Genomic DNA, 19550 nt, shown 5'->3' with positions numbered 1-19550 from the left:
GGGCCTTCCGCTCGGTGGCCCGGTCTCGCTCGCCGCCGGTCCCGGGTGGCGAGAAGGCGGGCCTGGCGGGGCTCCTGCGTTCCTTGAGGAGGGCGTGCCCCATCAGGGCGATCAGGATCACGAACCGTACAGCCGGCGAGCCCGCCTTACCGAGGCCGACGTGGGCGGCCGGCTTGGTGAGGAAGTCGCCAGCCGTGGCGCCGAGGGGACGTAGGTCGCCGGTCACGAACGCGGCCGCGCCGCACCGGGCACGGCGCCCTCGGACGTCCCGGAGGGGCAGAGGCTTCGTATGTCATGCGGCTCGCCCGTGCCATCGACCACCCGAACGCACCCTGACCTCCGTACGACGCGCTCCCGCCCCGCCATCGTCTACAGTTCCGTAGACGGTCTACAGAATTGTAGTCACCCAGGGAGCACCATGCGCCGGACCATCCTGGTCGTCGAGGACGATCACGCGCTGCGGGACGTGCTGATGCGCGGTCTGCGGGACGAGGACTTCGACACCGTCCCCGCGTCGGACGGTGCGACCGCCCTGCGGCTGGCCACCGACGACATCTGTGCGGCCGTGCTCGACATCGGGCTGCCCGACGCCGACGGGCGGGACGTGTGTCAGGCGATGCGGGCGAACGGGTTCCGCTCCCCCGTCGTCTTCCTCAGCGCGCACCACCGGCTGCCCGACCGGCTGGCGGGGTTCTCGGCCGGTGGCGACGACTATCTGTCCAAGCCCTTCCATCTCGCCGAGCTGGCGGCCCGGCTGCGGGCGGCCCTCAAACGGGCGGCGCCACCGGCCGCCGCCACGGCGGGAGACCTGGTGCTGGACGCCGTCCGGCACACGGTCGACGTCCGGGGCGCGCGGGTCGATCTGACGCCGACCGAGTTCCGGCTGCTGGCCGCGCTCATGGCGGCACACGGCGGGATCGTCAGCCGCCGCGAACTGGTCCGGGCGGGCTGGCCCGAGGGGGCCCGGGTGCACGACAACACCCTCGACCAGTACCTGACCCGGCTGCGCCGCAAGCTGCGTGAGGCGGGCAGCGAGCGGACGATCGGCACGGCTCGCGGGATCGGGCACCACCTGGCATGAGCGGTGCCCTTCGCCGGTCGCGCGCGACCGCCCTTCTGCACCGTGCGGCGCCCCGCACGCTGCGCGGCCGGCTCTCGCTCGTGGCCCTCGTCACGGCCACACTGCTGATGCTGGTCCTGACCGTCGCCTTCAACGCGGTGGCCGGCCACCGCCTCCAGCACCAGGCGGACGACGAACTGCGCACCCGCGCCGCCGCCGTCGCGACGACGATCGACATCGGCGGCCCGACGGTCCGGGTCCTGGAGACCTCCCACGACGAACTCCTCGACTCCGACGTCTGGATCTACTCCGGGCGGCGGCTGCTGGAGGCGCCACCGACCGCGGGCTCCCTGACCCGGGTCGCCGACACGCTCGCCCGGCACGGTGGACAGCGGTGCGTCACCGCCGACGTCCACGGCCCGCTGCGCCTGTGCTCCCACCCGATCTCCGGCGCCGCCACCGTCGTCACCGCGCTGGACCTCTCCCCGTACCGGAGTTCGGCCGACACCCTGCTCCTGGGATCGCTCGCCCTGGACGCCGTCATGCTCGCCTGCACCTACGTCCTGACCCGGCTGGCGGTCGGCCGCGCCCTGCGCCCGGTCCGCACGATGACCGACCAGGCCGGCCAGTGGAGCGCCGTGGCCTCCGAGGAACGCTTCGGCAGCATGCGGCATCCGGCCGAACTCGCCCGTCTCGGCGCGTCGTTGGACGCCATCCTCGACCGCATCCGTACCCTGCTGCGCCACGAACGGCAGCTCACCGGGGAACTCTCGCACGAACTCCGTACGCCCCTGAGCCGGATCATCGCCGAGCTCGACTGGTGGCGGGCCCGACCCCGGACGGCCGACCAGACCGACGCCAGCCACCAGGTCATCGCGGAGGCCGCCGAGTCCATGCGCACGATCTGCGACACCCTGCTGGCCGACGCCCGCGACGGCACACTCACCGCTCCGGGCACCGCGCAGATGCTGCCCACGCTGCGGCGCCCGGCCGAAGTCCTGGGCGTGCCGGGCGAGTTGACGGTCACCGTCGACGGCCCGTCCCTGGTGGCAGGGGTGCCACCCGCCCTCCTCGAACGCATCGTCAGCCCGCTCCTCGCCAACGCGTGCCGCTACGCCGACTCCACCGTCGCCGTCCGCGTGCACCGCACACCCGACGGCGTGGGCGTCGACATCACCGACGACGGCCCCGGCGTACCGTCCGCGTTCGCCGGGCTGCTCTTCGAGCCCGGACGGCGGGCGGACCCGGACGACGGCCACGGCGGGGCGGGCCTCGGCCTGCCCCTGGCCCGACGCCTCGCCCGGTCGGCAGGCGGCGAGGTGGCGTACGACGCCGGGCACGCGCCCGGGGCACGGTTCGTGGTCACGCTGCCCGCAGGGTGACCACGAACCCGCCCGTTACCTCATGCCACCCCGACATCCTTGCGGGAGAACGCCAGGTACCCCACGAAGCCGAGGATGGCCACCGTCCAGGCGAGCGTGACCGGTCCCAGGCCCATGGCGAGGCCGCCCCGGGCGTGGCTGAGGGCCATCCAGTCGGCGACGGACGCTCCGAGCGGGCGGGTGATGACGTACGCCGTCCAGAACGCGGCCACCGCGTTCAGGCCGCCCCACCGGTGGGCGACGGCCGGAACGGCGATCGCGACGGCGTACAGGACGGCGGAGCCCAGGTAGCCGAGGCCGATCGTGGCGCTGAGGTCACCGGCGGCGGTGCCCAGGGCGAAAGTGGCCAACACCGTTGCCCAGTAGAAGAGTTCGCGGCGCCGGGTGTGGATGCTGTGGATGGACAGGGTGCCCTCGGAGCGGTACCAGAGGGCGAAGACCGCGGCCAGCGCGACCATGAAGAACGGCGTCGAGATCGCGTACGGCACACCGAGGCCGACGTGCAGGACATCGGCGGCCATCGTGCCGAAGACGCTGACCATGACGACCGCGGTCCAGTAGATCCAGGCCACGTACCGCCGGACGGTGAACTGCAGCACGAGGGCGCCCACCAGGGCGAGGCCGCCGAGGCCGACGGCGGGGATCGGGCCGAACGCGTGGGCCATGAAGTCGGAGGCCGTCTCGCCCATGCCGGTCGTCAGTACCTTGATGATCCAGAAGTAGACGGTCACCTCCGGCACCTTGCTCGCCGTGTTTCGTGCGTGGCCCGGGGGCCTGTGATGCGTGAGGTGATCAGTCGTCATGGCAGGCACGATGACACGGTGTCCGGTGCTCGTCCCAGCCCCCTTTGCCAGAGCTTTGGCGCTTCTGGTGCGTGAGTTGGCCAAGGCCCGTCCGAGCCTGAACACAACCTGAACGCGGCGGCCGAATCCCTGGTCAGCGGCGTGCTGCCGGTGGTAGAAGCACCGCTTCCGCACCTCAACCGGGGCCGTGCGCAAGGTCGGTTCGCGGGCTCCCGCGATCGGCGTTTCTTGCGTCGCCCGAAGCGTGCCTGGTAGGACTGTGGCGCGCCGTACGTCACATGTTCGATTCTGCGGGGGTTCATGTGGTCGCCACGGCCGTCAGGTCTTCACCGCGGCGCGGCCCCGGTACTCCGCGACCGTCCCGACGGCGCCTTCCCGTGGTCGCCAGGCGGGCCGCACAGCACGGGCTGGTGCTGGCCGCCGTCGCGGTGACCGTGCTGCTGTGCGCGACGGCGCTGGCCGCCCTCGCGGCGCTGGCGGGCAGTTCCGTGCAGGCCGGTGCCGTACGGCGGCTGGCCGCCGACCCAGACGCGCAGGTGAACGTCAACGCGTCCTTCCGGGCCGGAGGCATGGCGGCGGCCGACCGCGATGTGCGGGCCGCCGCCGACCGGGTGTTCGCCGGGGTGCCGCAGCGGACGTATGTGGGGCTCCTGGGCACCTCGCCGGTCTCGGTGACGGGTGTCGACGGGGTCGGGGGCGCACCGCGCACCCCCGGAGGCACCGGGCTGCACCCGGTCGCGGTGCAGGACGGGGGCGGGTTCGGGCGGTTGACCGCCGGGCGGTGGCCCGCCGGTACCGCCGACGCCCCGGCCGACGCGTTCACCGCGCTGCCCGAGGTCAGGGTCTCCACCGGGTCCACCGCCCAGGTCGACACGGCGGTGCCGGACGCGCTGGCGAAGCGCCTGGGCATCGGGCCCGGCTCCAGTCTCCGCGTGCAGGACGCCTTCAACCGGGCCATGACCCTGCGGATCACCGGCGTCTTCCGCGCGACCGGTGCCGTCGGGTTCTGGCCCGCGATGGCCGGCGACCTCGCCGAGGGAGAGACAGCGGACCAGGACCTGCTGGTGGTCTCCCCGTCGGCGCTCAACGGCAGTGCCGTCCTCAACGGGCATCTGACGGCCCACTGGAGTGTGCAGCCCGACCTCTCCCGGCTCGACGCGGACGGCCTCACCGCGCTGCGCGACCGGCTGCGCGCCTTCTCCGGCAGCCAGAGCCGCGTCTCGGTGTTCGGCGGACACCAGCCGTCGCTTGCCGATGTGACGGTGGCCTCCGGACTGCCGGGCGCGATCGACGACTTGACGGTGCCGACGGTCGCCGCCCGGTCCTCGCTGTATCTGCCGAGCGTGCTGCTGGCGGTGCTCGCCCTGGCCACCCTGGTGCTGGCCGCCCGCGAGCTGACCGTGCGGCGACGCGAGGAACTGGCGCTCCAGCAGGCCAGAGGCGCCGGCACCCCGAGGTTGCTGCGCGGTGCGGCGGCCGAGTGGGCACTCACCGGTGTCCCGGCCGCCGTAGCCGCTCCCTTCCTGGCCGGGCTGCTGCACCCCGGCAGACGGGGCACCGACGCGTGGGCGGCCGTAGGGCTGACCCTGCTGGTGCACGCGGCGGCGGTCCTGCTGCCCGTGCTCCCGTCGGCGCGGTCGCGGCCGACCCGTGGCACACGGGCCGCCGCCGCACAGCGGCTGGGATCCGACCTGGCCCTGCTGGCCGTCGCGGCCCTGGGCTATCTGGAGTTACGACGGCACCACTCGCTGATCGCCGACATGGGCACCGGCAGCGCCTCCGCCGACCCGGTGCTGGTCCTCGTGCCGACCCTGGTGGCCGGTGCCGCCGCGCTCCTCCTGCTGCGGCTGCTGCCGCTGACCTCGCTGCTGCTGGACGCGTTCGGGCGGCGCGGCCGGGGGCTCGTACTGCCGCTGGCCGGTTGGCAGTTGGGCCGACGGGCGGCGCGCAACGCGGGGCCGGTGGTGCTGATGTGCCTGGCCATGTCGGTGAGCGCTTTCGCCACCACGGCGCTGGCCTGTCTGGGCGGTCTGGCCTCGGAGCAGGCCGCGTTCACGGTCGGCGCGGACGTGCGGATCACCCCGTCGGCGGACGACGGCTACCCCTCCTCAGTCCTCGGTGCCGCGTATCGCGCGCTGCCGGCGGTGACCAGCGTGAGCCCGGTGACCCGGTCGACGGCGAACCTGCCCGGCGGCGCCACCGAGGACCTGGTCGGCACGGTCGGCGGACCCGCTCCCCGCACACCGTCACCGGTCGTCCCCGGGATCCCGCTCCCCGGGCGTCCTACCGCGCTGCTGCTGGACGAGCGGCTGCGCGGCGACGGCAGCCGCGTGGCGCCGAGCCTGGAGCTGACCGTGCAGGACGCGGCCGGCCTCATCAGCGTCGTGACCACCCGGCTGCCCACCGCCGACGGAACCAGACATACGGTCGCGATCCCCCTCGGCGCAGCGCTGAGCGGCGGTCACCCACGGGCGTATCCGCTGACGGTGACCGCCGTCAACGTCCTGCCACAGCCGAACACACCTCCCGCGCGCCTGGACCTGGAGCTGATCCGGGTCGGCGCGCGCGACACCACGGACAGCTGGGTCACCCGGCTCCCCGGCGAGCAGGTCTGGGCCGACGGCACGGACCACGCCGCCGACTCCACCGAGGGCGCCTGCAAAGGCCGGTTGACCGACAGCTACGAACCCGGCACGCCCGGGGTGTGCTCGATCGCCGCCAGCGGTTCCGAGGTGCTCCGGGCCGCCATCAGCACCGGCATGCGGCCCTCCCGGGCTACCTCGGACGCCTTCGGCGGTCTGTCCGACAGCGACTACGACACCCTGCCCGGCAGCCAGGTGCGGCTGGTGGCGGGTCCCGCGGGCGGTCCGGCACCGCTTCCGGTACGCGCCGACGCCACGGCGCTGCGCGAGGCGCGGCTGAGCGTGGGCGGCACGACCACACTGGACCTGGGCGAGGGCCGGGTCACCGCCCGGATCGTGGGCAAGGCCGACTCGCTGCCCGGACTCGGCCGCGGGCAGGGGCATCTGATCGCCGATCAACGGCAACTCGCCACCGCGATGACACAGGCCGGCGTGGACCAGGAGGATCCCGCGTTCTGGTGGCTCGGCAGCACCGACAGCGCGCGTACGGCCGCCGCCGTGGAGGCGCAGCCCGCGCTGGGCCGGGTCACCACCACGGCGCGCACCGCCGCGTCCCTCCAGGCCGACCCGTTCCGCGAGGGGCTGCGCCGGACGCTGGAACTGGTCCGCTATCTGGCCCCCGGTTTCGCGGTCATCGCCTTCACCGTGCACGCCGTGGTCTCCACCCGGCAGCGGCGCAAGGAGTTCGCCCTGCTGCGCGCGATCGGCGTCCGCGCCAAGAGCCTGTCCGCGCTGCTGGGCGCAGAGCAGCTGAGTCTGGCGCTGTTCGCGGTGGTCCCGGGTGCGTTGATGGGCATGGCCCTGGCAGCGGCGGTACTGCCGCTCGTCACCGTGGACGACAGCGGGCAGGCCCCCTATCCGCCGCTCCCGCAGATCATCCCCTGGGGGACCGTGGCACTCACCGCGCTGGCGACCGCGCTCGCCATCAGCGCGGTGGTCCTGGCACTGGCCCGACTGCTGTCCCGGGTGGACCTGGTACGTGTGCTGCGAGCGGGGGAAGACCGTTGAGCCGTAACCGCACGGAGGGAGTGACGCGCCGCCTGATCCGCAAGGAGACCCGGGGCGACCTGCCCCTGCTGGCCTGCCTCGCCGCGCTGGTCCTTGCCCTGACGGCACTGTGCGCCTGGGCCCCGGCCTTCGCGGGCGGCCAGGAGGACCGGGCGCTACGGCAGCGGGTCGACGCGGCGCAGTCCCAGGCGCCCCTGATCAGCCTGAGCACCACTCCGGAGGTCTTCAACACCCAGCCGCCCGCCGTGGACATGGCCACCCTGCTCGGCGCGGGCCGCACCCTCACCGGGCAGCTCGGCGGCGGAGCCGCGCGGCACGTGTCCTTGACCGACGGCGGCAGCTACGACTACGACCAGGCGTCCCTGCTCGCCCCGCGACCGCCGGAACCGGCGAACACCAGCACCCAACTGACGGTCAGCTATCTGCCGTCCGCACGGGCCCATCTGCGCTACGTCAACGGCCACGCGCCGGCCGACCGCACACCGCTGGCCACCGCGCCCCAGATCGGGTTGTCACAGACCATCGCGCGGACGCTGGGTGTCCGGGTCGGCAGCCGGCTGACACTTGGGTTCGCCAAGACGCCCGGGGCGCAGAACGCCCCGCCCCAGGCGCAGTTGGTGGTGAGCGGGGTCTATCGCACCACGGCCGCGACCGACGGTTTCTGGACCGGCCGGGAGACCCTGGACCAGCCGTCGCGCCACCCTCAGGAGCGCTCAGCGGGCACTGTGCTCGCCGTCCGCGGTCTCGTCGGCCTCGACGCCGCCGACCTGCTGGCCGGCGCCGGAGTGGGCGGTCCGCGCGTGACCTGGCAGTTGCGCGCCGACCTTTCCGGGGCGGCGCTCGACCGGGCCCGCGCCCTGACCGGACCGCTGTCCCACTACAGCGCGGACCTGAGCGCCGCCCTGTGCCAGGGAGTCGACCCGATCACCGACGACATCGCCTGCCGGATCGACGGCCAGACCACCGGCCCCCTGCTGCTGACCGACTTCCTGACGCCGATGCTCGCCGCGTTCACCGCACAGGACCAACAGGCCCGATCCCTCTCGACGTTCGCCGTCGACGCGCTGGCCGCCGTCGCGCTGGCCACCGCGGCCGTAGCGGTACGACTGCTGTTGCGCCGGCGGCAGGCACACCTGCGGTTGCAGCGGGCGCGGGGCGCGTCCACCGCGCGGCTTGTGGTGCTGCGCTCTGCCGTGGCCTGGCCGGTGGTGCTGACCGCCGCCCTGCTCGGCTGGGCGGCCGGACGGGCGCTCGCGCCCACCGGCACCTCCGGATTGCCGCAACCGGTGCCCGCCGCCTGTGCCACCGCCGTGGTGGCGCTGACGGTGCCGCTGATGACCTGGCTCGCGGTCCGCGAGCCGCGCAGACCCGGCCGGCTGCGGCGCTCGCGCCGGAAGGCCGTCGTCGGCCGACGCCTGGTCCTTGAGCTGACGGTGCTGCTCACGACGGCGGCCGGGGTGGTCGCGCTGCGCTCGCAGGGCCCCGACGGGATTCTGGGCGCGGTGCCGGTGCTGGTGGCGCTGGCCGTCGTACTGCTCCTGCTGCGGATCTGTCCGCTCGTCCTGCGCCTGGTGCTGCGGCAGGCCCGGCGCGGCCGGGGAACGGTGGGCTTCGTCGGCGCGGCCCGGGCCGCCCATGACGCCCCGGCGACCGGGCTGGCCCTGTTCGTCCTGGTGCTGACCCTGGGGACGGCCGTGTTCGGCGGCCTGGTGCACCGGACGATCGACGACGGTCTGATCACAGGAGCGGCCTGGACCACCGGCGCCGACGCGAGCGCGACCGTGTCCGGGACCGTAACCCCCGCCGGGGCCGCCACGACCGGCACACGGACCGCCGTCCAGCGGCTGCGCATCCTCGACCTGGCGGGACAGGCGGACGGCGCGGCGATCCCCCAGGTCGCCGTGGTCACCGTGGATCCCCGCCAACTGGCCGCCGTCGCCCCGAAGTCACCGCTGGCAAAAGCCCTGCTGTCCGGACTCACGGCCGACGCGGGCGCCCCACTGCCGTCCTTCCTCTCCCCCGGTCTCCGCGCGAGGGAGCGCACCGGCGGCTTCACCACCACCGTGGTGACCCCGGGCCGGCCTCCGGTGGACCTGACCCTCAAGCCGGTCGGCACCCTCACCCACGCGCAACTCGACGACCCGCTCCTCGGGCCGGTCACGGCACTGCTGCCCGCCGGGACGCCCCTGCTGATCACCACCGCCGACGCCGACCGTCTGCTGCCCCAACAGCCCTCGGGAAGCACCGTGTTGCTCCTCAAGGGCGACACTCCCGCCACCGCCAGGCCTGTGGCACTGCGGTCGGCGGCGGCCATGGCGCTCGGCCCACTGGCCCGGATCCGCGTCCGCTCCGAGACGCTGGACACCCTGCGCGCGGACGGCCTGACGCGAGGGCTCGGCACGATCTACACCGTCACCTCGCTCCTCGCCGCGCTGACGGGCCTGCTCGCGCTCGCCCTGGAGCTCACCCTCACCTCCGACGAGCGCAGCCGTACCACCTCGTTCCTGCGCACACTCGGACTCGGCGGCAGGGAAGCCGGGGCACTGCACTTCCTGCAACTGCTGCCGCTGGCGGTGGCCTCGGCGGCGGGAGGCACCCTGCTCGGGCTGCTCGAACCACGGCTCATGGCGGGGACGTTGGACCTGCGGCAGTTCACCGGCGGCCCTGCCCAGCCCGCGCTGCGGACCGACTACTCACTGACCCTCGCCCTCGTCGCCGGCGTGACCGCGCTGGTCCTGACGGCGGCGGCCACCGAGACGGTCCTCGCCCGCAGACGCCGGTTGGGGGCGGTACTGCGCCTCACCTGACCGCCCGCTAACTCGCGTCCTCGGCCTCGGACTTGGCCCGGCGGGCGGCCTCGTCCGGCCATACGCCGATGTGGTCGCTCTCCAGGGCCAGCCGCACCCGCTTGCGCATGTGGAGGCGGTCGGTGAACTCGCCCGGCAACTGCAGCCGGCCGCTTGCGTCCAGGACCGCGTACTCCTCGGCGGTGAGGACGTCGACGCCGTCCTCGCCGGTGGCGACCCGGCGCAGTACCTCGGTCGAGGTGCGGCCGTTGCGGATCAGTACGGTGCGCTGGACCTGTTCGGACACCAGCGCGTCGTGGGTGACCACGATCACGGTCACGCCCAGATCCTCGTTGGCCCGGCGCAGTGCGGCGAAGACCTCGTCGCTGGTGGCGGTGTCGAGTTCGCCGGTGGGTTCGTCGGCGAACAGCACCCGGGGCTCGTTGGCGTTGGCGACGGCCACGGCGACCCGCTGCTGCTCGCCGCCGGAGAGGGTGTCGGGGGTGCGGTCCCGGCAGTGGCCGACGGAGAGCAGATCGAGCAACTCCTCGGCACGGGCGCGCCGTTGGGATCGTTTGACCCCGGTGTACGTCATCGGAAGCATCACGTTCTCGGCCGCCGAGAGATAGGGCAGCAGATTGCGGGAGGTCTGCTGCCAGACGAAACCCACAGTCGTACGGCGGTAGTTGAGCCGGTCGCGGCGCTTCATCGCCAGCAAGTCGTGTCCGGCGACCTCGGCGGCGCCCGCGGTCGGCACGTCCTGGCCGGAGAGGATGCCCAGCAGGGTGGACTTGCCGGAGCCGGAGGCACCGATCACCGCGATCATCTCGCCCTCGGCGACGGCCAGATCGAGCCCTTGGAGGGCCTGCACCTCCACGCCCTCGGTCTGGTAGATCCGCACCAGGTTCTCGCAGACGACCAGACCCTCCTCGCGTCGCGGGGCGGCGGCCGCGGTGGCCCGTCGCCGCAGCTCGTCCAAGTCCGGTGCCCCGGTCGGCTGTTGATGAACTGCCACGCGGTCTCCCGGGAGTTGAGGTCTGGCACTGAAGCGGTGGGACAGCGGTCAGGCTAATGCGGAACGGTGTACGGAGTGCACGGCGACGGGTGCGGTCAGGCGTCCTCGACGATGCGGCCGTCGCGGAGTTCGAGTACGCGGTCGGCCAGCGCGAGGAGTTGGGTGTCGTGAGTGGCGACGAGCGCGGTGACGGACTCGCTGCGGACGACGGCGCGCAGTAGGTCCATCACGGTGAGACCGGTGTCCGCGTCGAGTTGGCCGGTGGGTTCGTCGGCGATGATCAGCGCCGGGTTGTTGGCGAGCGCGCGGGCGATCGCGACGCGCTGCTGCTGGCCGCCGGACAGTTCGCCGGGACGCTGGTCGGCGTGGCCGGAGAGCCCGACGAGGGAGAGCAGCAGGGCGACGCGGGCCTCGCGCTCTCGGGCCGGGACCTTCCGCAGCCGCAGCGGGACTCCGACGTTCTCGGCCGCGGTCAGAATCGGGATGAGCCCGAAGGACTGGAAGACGAAGCCGATACGATCCCGGCGCAGCGCCAGCAGGTCGTCCTCGCCGAGGCCTGCCAAGTCGGTGCCGTCCAGGGTTATGCGGCCGCCGTCGGGAGTGTCGAGACCGCCCACCAGGTTGAGCACAGTGGTCTTGCCGGAGCCGGATCGGCCTCTGAGAGCGACGAGTTCACCACGCGGCACGCCGAAGGAGACACCGCGCAGGGCGTGCACGGCGGTGTCACCGCTGCCGTAGGTCCGCCGCAGGTCCTCGACCACCACCATGTCGCCCATGTTTCCCCCCACCCCGCCGGCATCCGCACCGTAGGGTACGCCGGACCCGACAGTCGATGTCGCGCGGAAGGGGACCGGCGGCATTGCCGCCGGTCCCCTTTTCCACGTCGGTAGGACGGGAATTACTTCCACGTGCCGAAAAGCAGTACTACCAGCGATACCACCGGCCGCTCCCGCCCTTCGGACGGGCCACAAAGCCGACGAGCCACAGCACCAGCACGATGATCGCGACCCACCAGAGAATCTTCAGCGCGAATCCCGCACCGAAGAGAATCAGGGCCAGCAGAAGAACAAGAAGCAGCGGAATCATAGTTTTCAACCTCCGATCCTCCGTCTGCCCGCCCATTCCTCGTTCACGCCCACGGATTCCCCGGACAGTGTCCGTGCCGGCCTCGCATGTCACATCCGGGCCGCCCGCACGGTCTACGCAGTGACGGACAACGAAGCAGAGGGAATCATGCGAGAGATTCTGATCGTCGGCGGCGGCTACGCGGGCTTCTACACCGCATGGGGCCTGGAGAAGAAGCTGCGTCGGGGCGAGGCGCGGGTCACGGTCGTCGACCCGCGCCCGTACATGACCTATCAGCCCTTCCTGCCCGAGGTGGCGGCCGGTTCGGTGGAGGCGCGGCACGCCGTTGTCTCACTGCGGCGGCATCTGCGCGGCACCCGGCTGATCGCGGGGACCGTGACCGGGATCCGCGCGGCGGACCGCACGGTGACCGTCCGCCCGGTGCGCGGCGCCGCCTACGAGCTGCGCTACGACGTCCTCGTGGTCACCGCAGGCGCCGTGACGCGTACCTTTCCGATCCCCGGACTCGCGCAGCAGGCCATCGGCCTCAAGCACGTCGAGGAGGCCGTGGCGGTCCGTGACCGGCTGATGACCGCGTTCGACCGGGCCGCGTCGCTGCCGCCCGGCCCCGAGCGGCGGAAGCTGCTCACCGTCACGTTCGTGGGCGGCGGGTTCTCCGGCGTCGAGGGCTTCGGCGAACTGCTCTCGCTGGCGACCGCGATGCTCAGGTCGTATCCGGAGCTGACCGCCGACGACCTGTCCTTCCACCTGGTCGAGGCCCGGGACCGCATCCTGCCCGAGGTGAGCGACAGTCCCGGTGCCTGGGTGGTGCGCGATCTGGAACGCCGGGGCGCGCATGTCCACCTGGACACCCAGCTGCTGTCCGCCGAGGGCGGCCATGTCGTCCTCTCCGACGGGCAGTCGTACGACTCCGCGCTGATCGTCTGGACCGCGGGCAACGCCTCGAACCCGGTCGTGCACAACCACACGGACCTGCCGGTCGACGAGCGGGGCCTGCTGCTGGTCCGCGCCGATCTGCGCGTGGGCACGGACGGCGCACCGGTGCCCGACGTGTGGGCGGCCGGCGACGACGCGGCCGTTCCCGACCTGGCCTCGCCGGTGCCGGGGGCGCGCACGGTGCCGAACGCCCAGCACGCCGTACGGCAGGGCAGGCTCCTCGCCCGGAACCTCGTGGCCGACCTGCGCGGGAAGCACGTCCGCAACTACCGCCACAGCAGCCTCGGCGTGGTGGCGACACTGGGGCTGGGGCGGGGAATCTTCCAGTACAAGGGCATCGTCATCAAGGGATTCCCGGCATGGTTGATGCACCGGGGCTATCACGTGCTGGCGGTGCCCAGTTGGGAGCGGAAGATCCGTGTCCTGGCGGTCTGGCTCACCGCGGCGCTGACGGGCCGGGACCTCGTGTCCCTGGCGTCCGTGCAGCATCCCCGGGACGCCTTCGTCGCGAGTGGGCATACACAGGGAGAGGGTGTCGACCGCACGAAGGAGGGGAGCACGGCATGACCGCGCGGGGTTCTCGTTTCCACCGGGGGTACGCCATGACCGCACGTGACGAGGCCGCTCGCGGCCTGAGCGACATCGAGGGCTTCCTGTACCGGGAGGCCCATATGGGAGCGGTGCACCGCCGCGTGGCGGACCTCACCTCGCGGGTGGAGGGGCTCACTCCCGAGCAGCAGCGGGACATCGGGAAGTGGTACGTCGACGAGCAGCGGCACGTCGCCCGCATGGTGACCGACCACATCGCCGAACAGGTCACCGCCATGGAAGCGCGGCACCGGGCACGGGTCCGGCAGTGGCTGCGGGGAACGCTCGTCGCCATGGTCCTGGTCACCCTGGCGATGAGCGCCTGCGTCGTGGTGGTCCTCGGCTCGTCGCGCTGACGTCCGTAAAAACACGGTCCGGTTCTGTCACAGGCGTTCGTCGGCCCCGGTCTATGCAGCGGATGGAGCGGAGCAACGGAGGTCACTAGATCATGCATGTCGAAACGTCCCCCACCCGGACCGACGATCTCGACGAGGCCGTCGCCCTCTTCGTGCGCCACCGCGGACGGCTCTTCGGGATCGCCTACCGGATACTCGGCAGCGCGGTCGAGGCCGAGGACGTGGTCCAGGAGGTGTGGCTGCGCTGGCAGAAGGCCGACCGCTCGGCGGTGGTCAGTCCCGTGGCCTTCCTCTCGACCGCCACGACCCGTCTGGCCATCAACGTCGCCCAGTCGGCGCGCGTGCGCCGGGAGACGTACATCGGACCGTGGCTGCCGGAACCCGTCGACACGAGCGCGGACCCCGAGATCGGCGCCGAGCGCGCGGAGGCGGTGGAGCTGGCGTTGCTGCTGGTGCTGGAGAGACTGACTCCCGTCGAGCGCGCCGCCTATGTACTGCGCGAGGCGTTCGACTACGCCTACGCCGAGATCGCCCGCATGCTCGAACTCAGCGTCGCCAATGTGCGGAAGATCGTCAGCCGTGCCCGCCGTCATCTGCTGGCCGAGCGGCGGGAGAGCGTGGACGCGGCCGAACACCGGCGGCTGTTGAGCGCCTTCGTCGCGGCGGCCCGGAGTGGAGACGTGGCGTCACTGGAGGCCCTGCTCGCGCCCGATGTCGTCAGCCTCTCGGACGGCAACGGCACACGGGGCTGTGCCCGGGTGCCTGTGCTGGGCCGCGCGCGGGTGGCCAGGCTCTGTGTCCACAGGCGGTTCTGGCGGGAGGCGGAGCCCGAGTTCGTCGATGCCAACGGTTCCACGGGTGTGGTGGTCCGCCGGGACGGCCGGCCCCTCGCCTTCCTGACCGCGGCGGCCGCGAAGGACGGTATTCATCAGCTGCTGTGGGTGTTCGCTCCGGACAAGCTCGCCGCTGTCACGGGCCCGCGTCCGGGCGGGTACGGCCGTCGCTGGGCGGCCGGTTCCAGTGCCGCAGTTTGTCGGGGTTGAGCATGACCCAGAACTGGGCGACCCGGCCGTGCGCGACGTCGAGGCTGATGACGGCGGTGACCTGACGGCCATAGCGGGCGACGAGGCCGGTCCGGCCGTTGACGGAGTGGGTGCCCAGGGTGGTGTGCGGGCGGCGGGCCAGGAGGGTCAGCAGGTTGTCGGCGACCGGCCGGCTGCCGTGGAGCGGTCCGGTCAGCGCGCGTATCTTCCCGCCGCCGTCGAAGACCGCCGTGACGTCCGGGCACAGCAATGATGTGAGCAGTTCGCCGTCTTCCGTGAGGCACGCCCGGTGCACGGCGTGGACGACGGTGTCGTGCTGGTGCGGTGCGGTGGAGCGGGTGCCCTGCGACTGCACCAACTGCCTGGCCCGTGCGGCGAGTTCGGCACGTTCTGGCTCCGGGCGGCCCACGATTTCGCCGGCTGTGCCGAGTGCCATGCCGAAGGCGCGGAACACGAACGCGGCGCGCTCGGCCGTCGACAGTGACTCCAGAGCGGTCAGCACGGCCCGGCCGGCCTCCTCCTCCGCCTCCCAGGACCCTCCGTCCCCCGCCTCGTGGCCGGCCACGTCCCGGCCGGGCAGTGCGAGTCGGCCCAGGCAGATTCCGCCGACGGTCTTCGCCAGCCAGGACCGGGGTACGGCGACCTGTCGGCGTGCCGCGCCGGACAGCCCGTACCACCGCTCATAGGCCTCGTCGACGACGGCTTCCGCCGCACCCGGGTCGCCCAGCATCCAGTGGGCGACATCGAGCAGGTACCGGCGCTCCTCCCACAGCTCGGCGATCGGCACCGCATCACCCTGGTCCATGGCGCACCCGCCCTCTCGCTCGCACGGCCCCGCACACGGCAGGGGCATGGGCTCACCCCTTGAGACCGGGAACTCCCGGATCTTGTGACACGGCCCGCCGTGATCACATGTCACACATTCGGCGGCTGCACGGTCTTAAAGGGCAGCACCGCATTTTTTCTTTGACTGCCGAACGAGGAAACATGAGCAAAGGTGAAAGGATCGCCGACTGGGCCGACGGACGTCTGGGCGTCCGCCGCCTGGTCGGGGAGAAAGCGCGACGGGTTTTTCCGGACCACTGGTCATTCCTGCTGGGAGAGATCTGTCTCTACAGCTTCGTCATTCTCGTCGTCACGGGCGTGTATCTGACCTTCTACTTCCATCCGTCGATGAACGAGGTGCAGTACAACGGCAGTTACGCACCGCTGCGCGGTCGGATGATGTCGGAGGCGTTCGCCTCGACCCTGCACATCTCCTTCGACGTCCGCGGCGGTCTGCTGATCCGGCAGGCCCACCACTGGGCGGCGCTGATCTTCGTCGCCTCCCTGCTCGCCCATATGATGCGGGTGTTCTTCACGGGCGCCTTCCGCAAACCGCGCGAGGTCAACTGGGTGTTCGGATTCCTGCTGTTGGTCCTCGCCATGTTCGCGGGACTGACGGGTTACGACCTGCCGGACGATCTGCTGTCCGGGACCGGCCTCGCCGTCGTGAACGGAACGATCCTTTCCATTCCGGTCGTCGGAACATATCTGTCGATGTTCCTCTTCGGGGGCGAGTTCCCCGGCCACGAACTCGTGGCCCGCTTCAACACCGTCCACGTACTGATCATCCCCGCCCTCATGGTGGGACTCCTGACCGCCCATCTGGCCCTGGTGCTCTACCACGGGCACACCCAGTACCCGGGCCGTGGACGCACCAACAGCAATGTCGTGGGCGTGCCGGGCAAGGTGCGCGCCGTCAAGTCGGCCGGATACTTCCTGCTGGTGACCGGCACGGTCTTCGTGATCGCCGCGGTCGCGCAGATCAACCCCGTCTGGCAGTACGGCCCTTACCGAGCCGACCAGGTTTCGGCCGGATCGCAGCCCGACTGGTACATGGGTGTGGCGGACGGACTGCTGCGGGTGATGCCGGGCTGGGAGATCAATTCCTGGGGCCACACCCTCGCGCTCGACAACCTGATTCCGCTGACCGCGGGTGTCGGTTTCTTCCTCGCCCTGGGGGTATATCCGTTCATCGAGTCCTGGGTGACCCGGGACACGCGCGACCAGAATCTGCTGGACCGACCACGTAATCGCCCCGTACGAACGGCACTTGGTGTCGCCTGGCTGAGTTTCTACGCGGTGGCGCTGATCGGCGCGGGGAACGACGTCATCGCCGTCCGTCTGCATGTCACGGTCGAGTCGGTGACCTGGGCTGTCCGCATCGGCCTCTTCGTCGTGCCCGTCGCGGCCCATTCGGTAACGAAGCGATGGGCGCTCGGACTTCAGCGCGGCGACCGCGACAAAGTACTGCACGGCCGCGAGACCGGCATCGTCAAACGTCTGCCCGACGGAGAATTCGTCGAGGTGCACGAGCCGCTCGGCCAGGAGCAACTCCACCTTCTCACCCAGCACGACCAGTACCGTCCGCTCGATCCCGGCGCCGCGAACCCGAGGGCCGTCCTTCGCCTCGCCCGGATCCTGCGCGCCCGGCTCAGTTGGAGCCTCTATGGCGAGGGCGCACAGGTCACCAAACCGACGGCACAGGAATACAAGGACCAGAACCCGCCGGCCAAAGAGGTCCGCCTTCGGTGAGCAGCGCTACGGCGCGCTCCGCAAAAAAAGTCCCGGGGGGCCCTTTCGGAGGAAAGGGCCACCCGGAACGAACGGACTCTACTTCTGCCGCGTCAGCCAGTCGGCGAACCGCGTCCCGGCGATGTGTGCGTCAGGCCCCGGCAGGAGCGTGTTCTCCTCCAACTCGGCGCCCCAGTAGGTCGCCTGCGGGTCTGTGACGATCTTGCGGGGGTCGTCCTGGGCCGAGAGTCCCATGCGGATGAACTCCTCCAGCTGGAACGCCTCGGGGCCGGCGACCTCCACCACGCCGCCCACCGGGTCCCCGACCGCGGTGCGGGCGACGGCCTCGGCCACGTCGTCGGAGACGATGGGCTGGATCTTCGCGTCGGGCAGGTGCACGGTGTCGCCCTCGGTGACCCCGTCGGCGAGTCCCTTCGCGAACTCGAAGAACTGGGTGGCGTGGACGATCGAGTAGGGGTTGCCGGACGCCTTGATGAGGTCTTCCTGGACCTGCTTGGCGCGGAAGTACCCGCTCCCCTGGAGTCGTTCGGTGCCGACGACGGACAGCGCCACGTGATGCGCGACGCCCGCCTCGGTCTCCGCCTTCAGCAGGTTCGTCGTCGAGGCGCGGAAGAAGTCCATGACCGCCTGGTCCTCGAACGAGGGCGAGTTGGACACGTCGACCACCACGGCCGCGCCCTTCAGTACCTTTTCGAGTCCCTCGCCCGTCAGGGTGTTGACGCCGGTGCTGGGTGCCGCCGCGACCACCTCGTGCCCGTGCTCGCCGAGCCCGGCGACCACCTTCGAACCGATGAGCCCGGTGCCACCGATCACTACGACCTTCATGACGGAATTCCTTTCGGGTTTGTCTGATGCCTGCATCAGTAGAGACCGGAGACGGGAGCTGTTTGTGACACGACCTATTCCACGAGTTTCCCGGCGGTCGGGACTTCCTCCATCAGGGCGGATATCTCGTCGGGGACGGCCGGAATTGCCTCGCGCGTGACGCCCGTCGTCGGGGACCACACGAGATTCACCCGCGGCGCGGAATCCAACTCGGGATAATCGCTGCGGTTGTGGCAGCCACGCGTCTCGCGCCGCTCCAGCGCGGATTCGAGGGTGGCCCGGGCCGCGAGCGCGGCCGACTTGAGATCGAAGGCGTGCGCCAGATCCTGAAAGCCCGCGATGTCCGGGTGGATACCGACGGCCTCCATGCGCTTCTCGATCACCGCGAGTTCCGCCAGTCCGGCACGCAGGCCCTCCTCGTCACGTACGACACCTGCGTGCTCGGTCATGGTGTCGCGGATGGCGCGTTGCAGGGCCCGCACGTTCTCGGGCCCGTCGGCGGCGAGGAGTCCGTCGATCTCGGCGCGGGCCTCCGCGACGGCCGACGCCGACCGCGGCTGGGCGGTCAGGGACTGCGAGTACGCCGCGGCGGCCCGGCCGGTGAGGCGGCCGAACACCAGCAGTTCGATGAGACTGTTGCCGCCGAGCCGGTTGGCTCCGTGCAGCCCGCTGGACGCCTCGCCGATGGCGTACAGGCCGCGTACGTCGGTGCTGTGGTCCTCGGGGCGCACCCACACCCCGCCCATCGAGTAGTGCGCGGTGGGCGCGATCTCGATCGGATCGCGGGTGATGTCCAGCATCTGCAGGTCCAGCAGGGTCTGGTAGACGCGGGGCAACCGCGTCATGATCGTCTGCCGGCGCAGGTGCGAGACGTCGAGCCAGACGCCGCCGTCGGGTGTGCCACGCCCTTCCTTGATCTCCGTGTACGCGGCCAGGGCCACGCGGTCGCGGGTGGAGAGCTCCATGCGCTCGGGGTCGTAGCGGGCCATGAAGCGTTCCCCGAGCGCGTTGCGCAGGATGCCGCCCTCACCGCGGGCGGCCTCGCTGACCAGGGTGCCGGCGGCGCTCTCCGGTTCGATGATGCCGGAGGGGTGGAACTGCACCAGTTCGGCGTCGCGCAGCCTGGCCCCGGCCTCCACGGCGAGCCGGAGGGAGTCCCCCGTGTTCTCGTCGCGCCGCGAGGAGGTGCGCCGCCAGATACGGGTGTGGCCGCCGGCGGCCAGGATCACCGCGTCGGCGTGGATGACGTAGCGCCGGCCGCTGGTGAGGTCGAAGCCGTACGCGCCGAACACGGCGCCTTCGTGGACCAGCAGCCGGGTGATGTACACGCCCTCCAGCACCGGGATGTCCAGTTGCTCGGCGCGCCGGACGAGGGTGCGCTGGATCTCCAGGCCGGTGTAGTCGCCGGCGAAGGCGGTCCTGCGGAACTTGTGCGCGCCGAAG

15 protein-coding genes are annotated in these 19550 nt (G+C 71.7%); 8 read left to right on the top strand and 7 right to left on the bottom strand.

Annotation, left to right across the window (positions count from 1 at the left end; genetic code table 11):
• Positions 1-418: 418 nt before the first annotated feature.
• A complete protein-coding gene (locus tag ACFXC1_RS06200) occupies positions 419-1081 on the top strand; it encodes a response regulator transcription factor (protein ID WP_381239539.1) in 663 nt (220 codons plus the stop codon).
• A complete protein-coding gene (locus tag ACFXC1_RS06195; protein WP_381239537.1) occupies positions 1078-2442 on the top strand; it encodes a sensor histidine kinase in 1365 nt (454 codons plus the stop codon). Before ACFXC1_RS06200 ends, ACFXC1_RS06195 begins: the two co-directional genes overlap by 4 nt.
• 20 nt (positions 2443-2462) lie before the next feature.
• On the opposite strand, the gene ACFXC1_RS06190 is transcribed toward ACFXC1_RS06195, so the two are convergent.
• On the bottom strand, positions 2463-3245 hold the full coding sequence (locus tag ACFXC1_RS06190; protein WP_381239534.1) for a COG4705 family protein: 783 nt from the start codon (positions 3243-3245) through the stop codon (positions 2463-2465).
• A gap of 377 nt (positions 3246-3622) precedes the next feature.
• Between ACFXC1_RS06190 and ACFXC1_RS06185 the strand changes: the two genes are divergently transcribed.
• Together ACFXC1_RS06185 and ACFXC1_RS06180 are read left to right on the top strand one after the other, a co-directional pair.
• A complete protein-coding gene (locus ACFXC1_RS06185; RefSeq protein ID WP_381239533.1) occupies positions 3623-6895 on the top strand; it encodes an FtsX-like permease family protein in 3273 nt (1090 codons plus the stop codon).
• Complete coding sequence (locus ACFXC1_RS06180; protein ID WP_381239530.1) at positions 6892-9702, top strand: hypothetical protein; 2811 nt, start codon at positions 6892-6894, stop codon at positions 9700-9702. Before ACFXC1_RS06185 ends, ACFXC1_RS06180 begins: the two co-directional genes overlap by 4 nt.
• 7 nt (positions 9703-9709) lie before the next feature.
• On the opposite strand, the gene ACFXC1_RS06175 is transcribed toward ACFXC1_RS06180, so the two are convergent.
• The 3 genes from ACFXC1_RS06175 to ACFXC1_RS06165 form a co-directional block, all read right to left on the bottom strand.
• Entirely contained in the window at positions 9710-10660 is a 951-nt protein-coding gene (locus ACFXC1_RS06175; RefSeq protein ID WP_381241100.1) for an ABC transporter ATP-binding protein, read from the bottom strand.
• A 131-nt stretch (positions 10661-10791) separates the two neighbouring features.
• Positions 10792-11472, bottom strand: coding sequence for an ABC transporter ATP-binding protein (locus ACFXC1_RS06170; RefSeq protein WP_381239528.1), 681 nt, complete (start codon positions 11470-11472; stop codon positions 10792-10794).
• A 148-nt stretch (positions 11473-11620) separates the two neighbouring features.
• Positions 11621-11782, bottom strand: coding sequence for a hypothetical protein (locus ACFXC1_RS06165; RefSeq protein WP_026178601.1), 162 nt, complete (start codon positions 11780-11782; stop codon positions 11621-11623).
• Positions 11783-11929: 147 nt separating this feature from the next.
• Between ACFXC1_RS06165 and ACFXC1_RS06160 the strand changes: the two genes are divergently transcribed.
• The 3 genes from ACFXC1_RS06160 to ACFXC1_RS06150 all read left to right on the top strand — a co-directional run bounded on the left by ACFXC1_RS06160 (position 11930) and on the right by ACFXC1_RS06150 (position 14705).
• Complete coding sequence (locus ACFXC1_RS06160; RefSeq protein WP_381239525.1) at positions 11930-13285, top strand: NAD(P)/FAD-dependent oxidoreductase; 1356 nt, start codon at positions 11930-11932, stop codon at positions 13283-13285.
• A gap of 35 nt (positions 13286-13320) precedes the next feature.
• Positions 13321-13662 carry a hypothetical protein gene (locus tag ACFXC1_RS06155; protein ID WP_381239524.1) on the top strand — a complete coding sequence of 114 codons (342 nt, stop codon included), beginning with the start codon at positions 13321-13323 and terminating at the stop codon, positions 13660-13662.
• Positions 13663-13754: 92 nt separating this feature from the next.
• A complete protein-coding gene (locus ACFXC1_RS06150) occupies positions 13755-14705 on the top strand; it encodes an RNA polymerase sigma-70 factor (protein WP_381239521.1) in 951 nt (316 codons plus the stop codon).
• Here the strand turns inward: ACFXC1_RS06150 and ACFXC1_RS06145 are convergent.
• Positions 14632-15510: a sigma-70 family RNA polymerase sigma factor family protein gene (locus ACFXC1_RS06145; RefSeq protein WP_381239518.1), complete on the bottom strand. Its 879-nt coding sequence runs from the start codon at positions 15508-15510 to the stop codon at positions 14632-14634. The two genes, ACFXC1_RS06150 and ACFXC1_RS06145, sit on opposite strands and share 74 nt — an antisense overlap.
• A 182-nt stretch (positions 15511-15692) precedes the next feature.
• On the opposite strand from ACFXC1_RS06145, the gene qcrB reads away from it, so the two are divergent.
• Positions 15693-17282, top strand: a complete 1590-nt coding sequence (gene qcrB, locus ACFXC1_RS06140) for a cytochrome bc1 complex cytochrome b subunit (RefSeq protein WP_381239515.1) — start codon at positions 15693-15695, stop codon at positions 17280-17282.
• Between the two features lie 78 nt (positions 17283-17360).
• Here qcrB and ACFXC1_RS06135 read toward each other — a convergent pair whose 3' ends face one another.
• Entirely contained in the window at positions 17361-18107 is a 747-nt protein-coding gene (locus ACFXC1_RS06135; RefSeq protein ID WP_381239512.1) for an SDR family oxidoreductase, read from the bottom strand.
• 74 nt (positions 18108-18181) lie between these two features.
• Positions 18182-19550, bottom strand: a 1369-nt coding sequence (locus tag ACFXC1_RS06130; RefSeq protein WP_381239509.1) for an FAD-binding protein, incomplete at its 5' end; no start/stop codon positions are given.

Origin of the sequence: Streptomyces hokutonensis (genome assembly GCF_042751305.1) — a bacterium.
Classification (GTDB): domain Bacteria; phylum Actinomycetota; class Actinomycetes; order Streptomycetales; family Streptomycetaceae; genus Streptomyces; species Streptomyces hokutonensis_A.
Note: the sequence above shows the minus strand (reverse complement) of the source record. Positions and strands in the feature narration are given on the sequence as shown.

What these genes read in the sequence shown, in the direction of transcription:
- ACFXC1_RS06200 (WP_381239539.1), top strand. Translation starts at nt 419, where the DNA reads ATGCGCCGGACCATCCTGGTCGTCGAGGACGATCACGCGCTGCGGGAC.
- ACFXC1_RS06135 (WP_381239512.1), bottom strand. Translation starts at nt 18,107, where the DNA reads ATGAAGGTCGTAGTGATCGGTGGCACCGGGCTCATCGGTTCGAAGGTG.
- ACFXC1_RS06190 (WP_381239534.1), bottom strand. Translation starts at nt 3,245, where the DNA reads ATGACGACTGATCACCTCACGCATCACAGGCCCCCGGGCCACGCACGA.
- ACFXC1_RS06155 (WP_381239524.1), top strand. Translation starts at nt 13,321, where the DNA reads ATGACCGCACGTGACGAGGCCGCTCGCGGCCTGAGCGACATCGAGGGC.
- ACFXC1_RS06165 (WP_026178601.1), bottom strand. Translation starts at nt 11,782, where the DNA reads ATGATTCCGCTGCTTCTTGTTCTTCTGCTGGCCCTGATTCTCTTCGGT.
- ACFXC1_RS06145 (WP_381239518.1), bottom strand. Translation starts at nt 15,510, where the DNA reads ATGGACCAGGGTGATGCGGTGCCGATCGCCGAGCTGTGGGAGGAGCGC.
- ACFXC1_RS06170 (WP_381239528.1), bottom strand. Translation starts at nt 11,472, where the DNA reads ATGGGCGACATGGTGGTGGTCGAGGACCTGCGGCGGACCTACGGCAGC.
- qcrB (WP_381239515.1), top strand. Translation starts at nt 15,693, where the DNA reads ATGAGCAAAGGTGAAAGGATCGCCGACTGGGCCGACGGACGTCTGGGC.
- ACFXC1_RS06195 (WP_381239537.1), top strand. Translation starts at nt 1,078, where the DNA reads ATGAGCGGTGCCCTTCGCCGGTCGCGCGCGACCGCCCTTCTGCACCGT.
- ACFXC1_RS06150 (WP_381239521.1), top strand. Translation starts at nt 13,755, where the DNA reads ATGCATGTCGAAACGTCCCCCACCCGGACCGACGATCTCGACGAGGCC.
- ACFXC1_RS06160 (WP_381239525.1), top strand. Translation starts at nt 11,930, where the DNA reads ATGCGAGAGATTCTGATCGTCGGCGGCGGCTACGCGGGCTTCTACACC.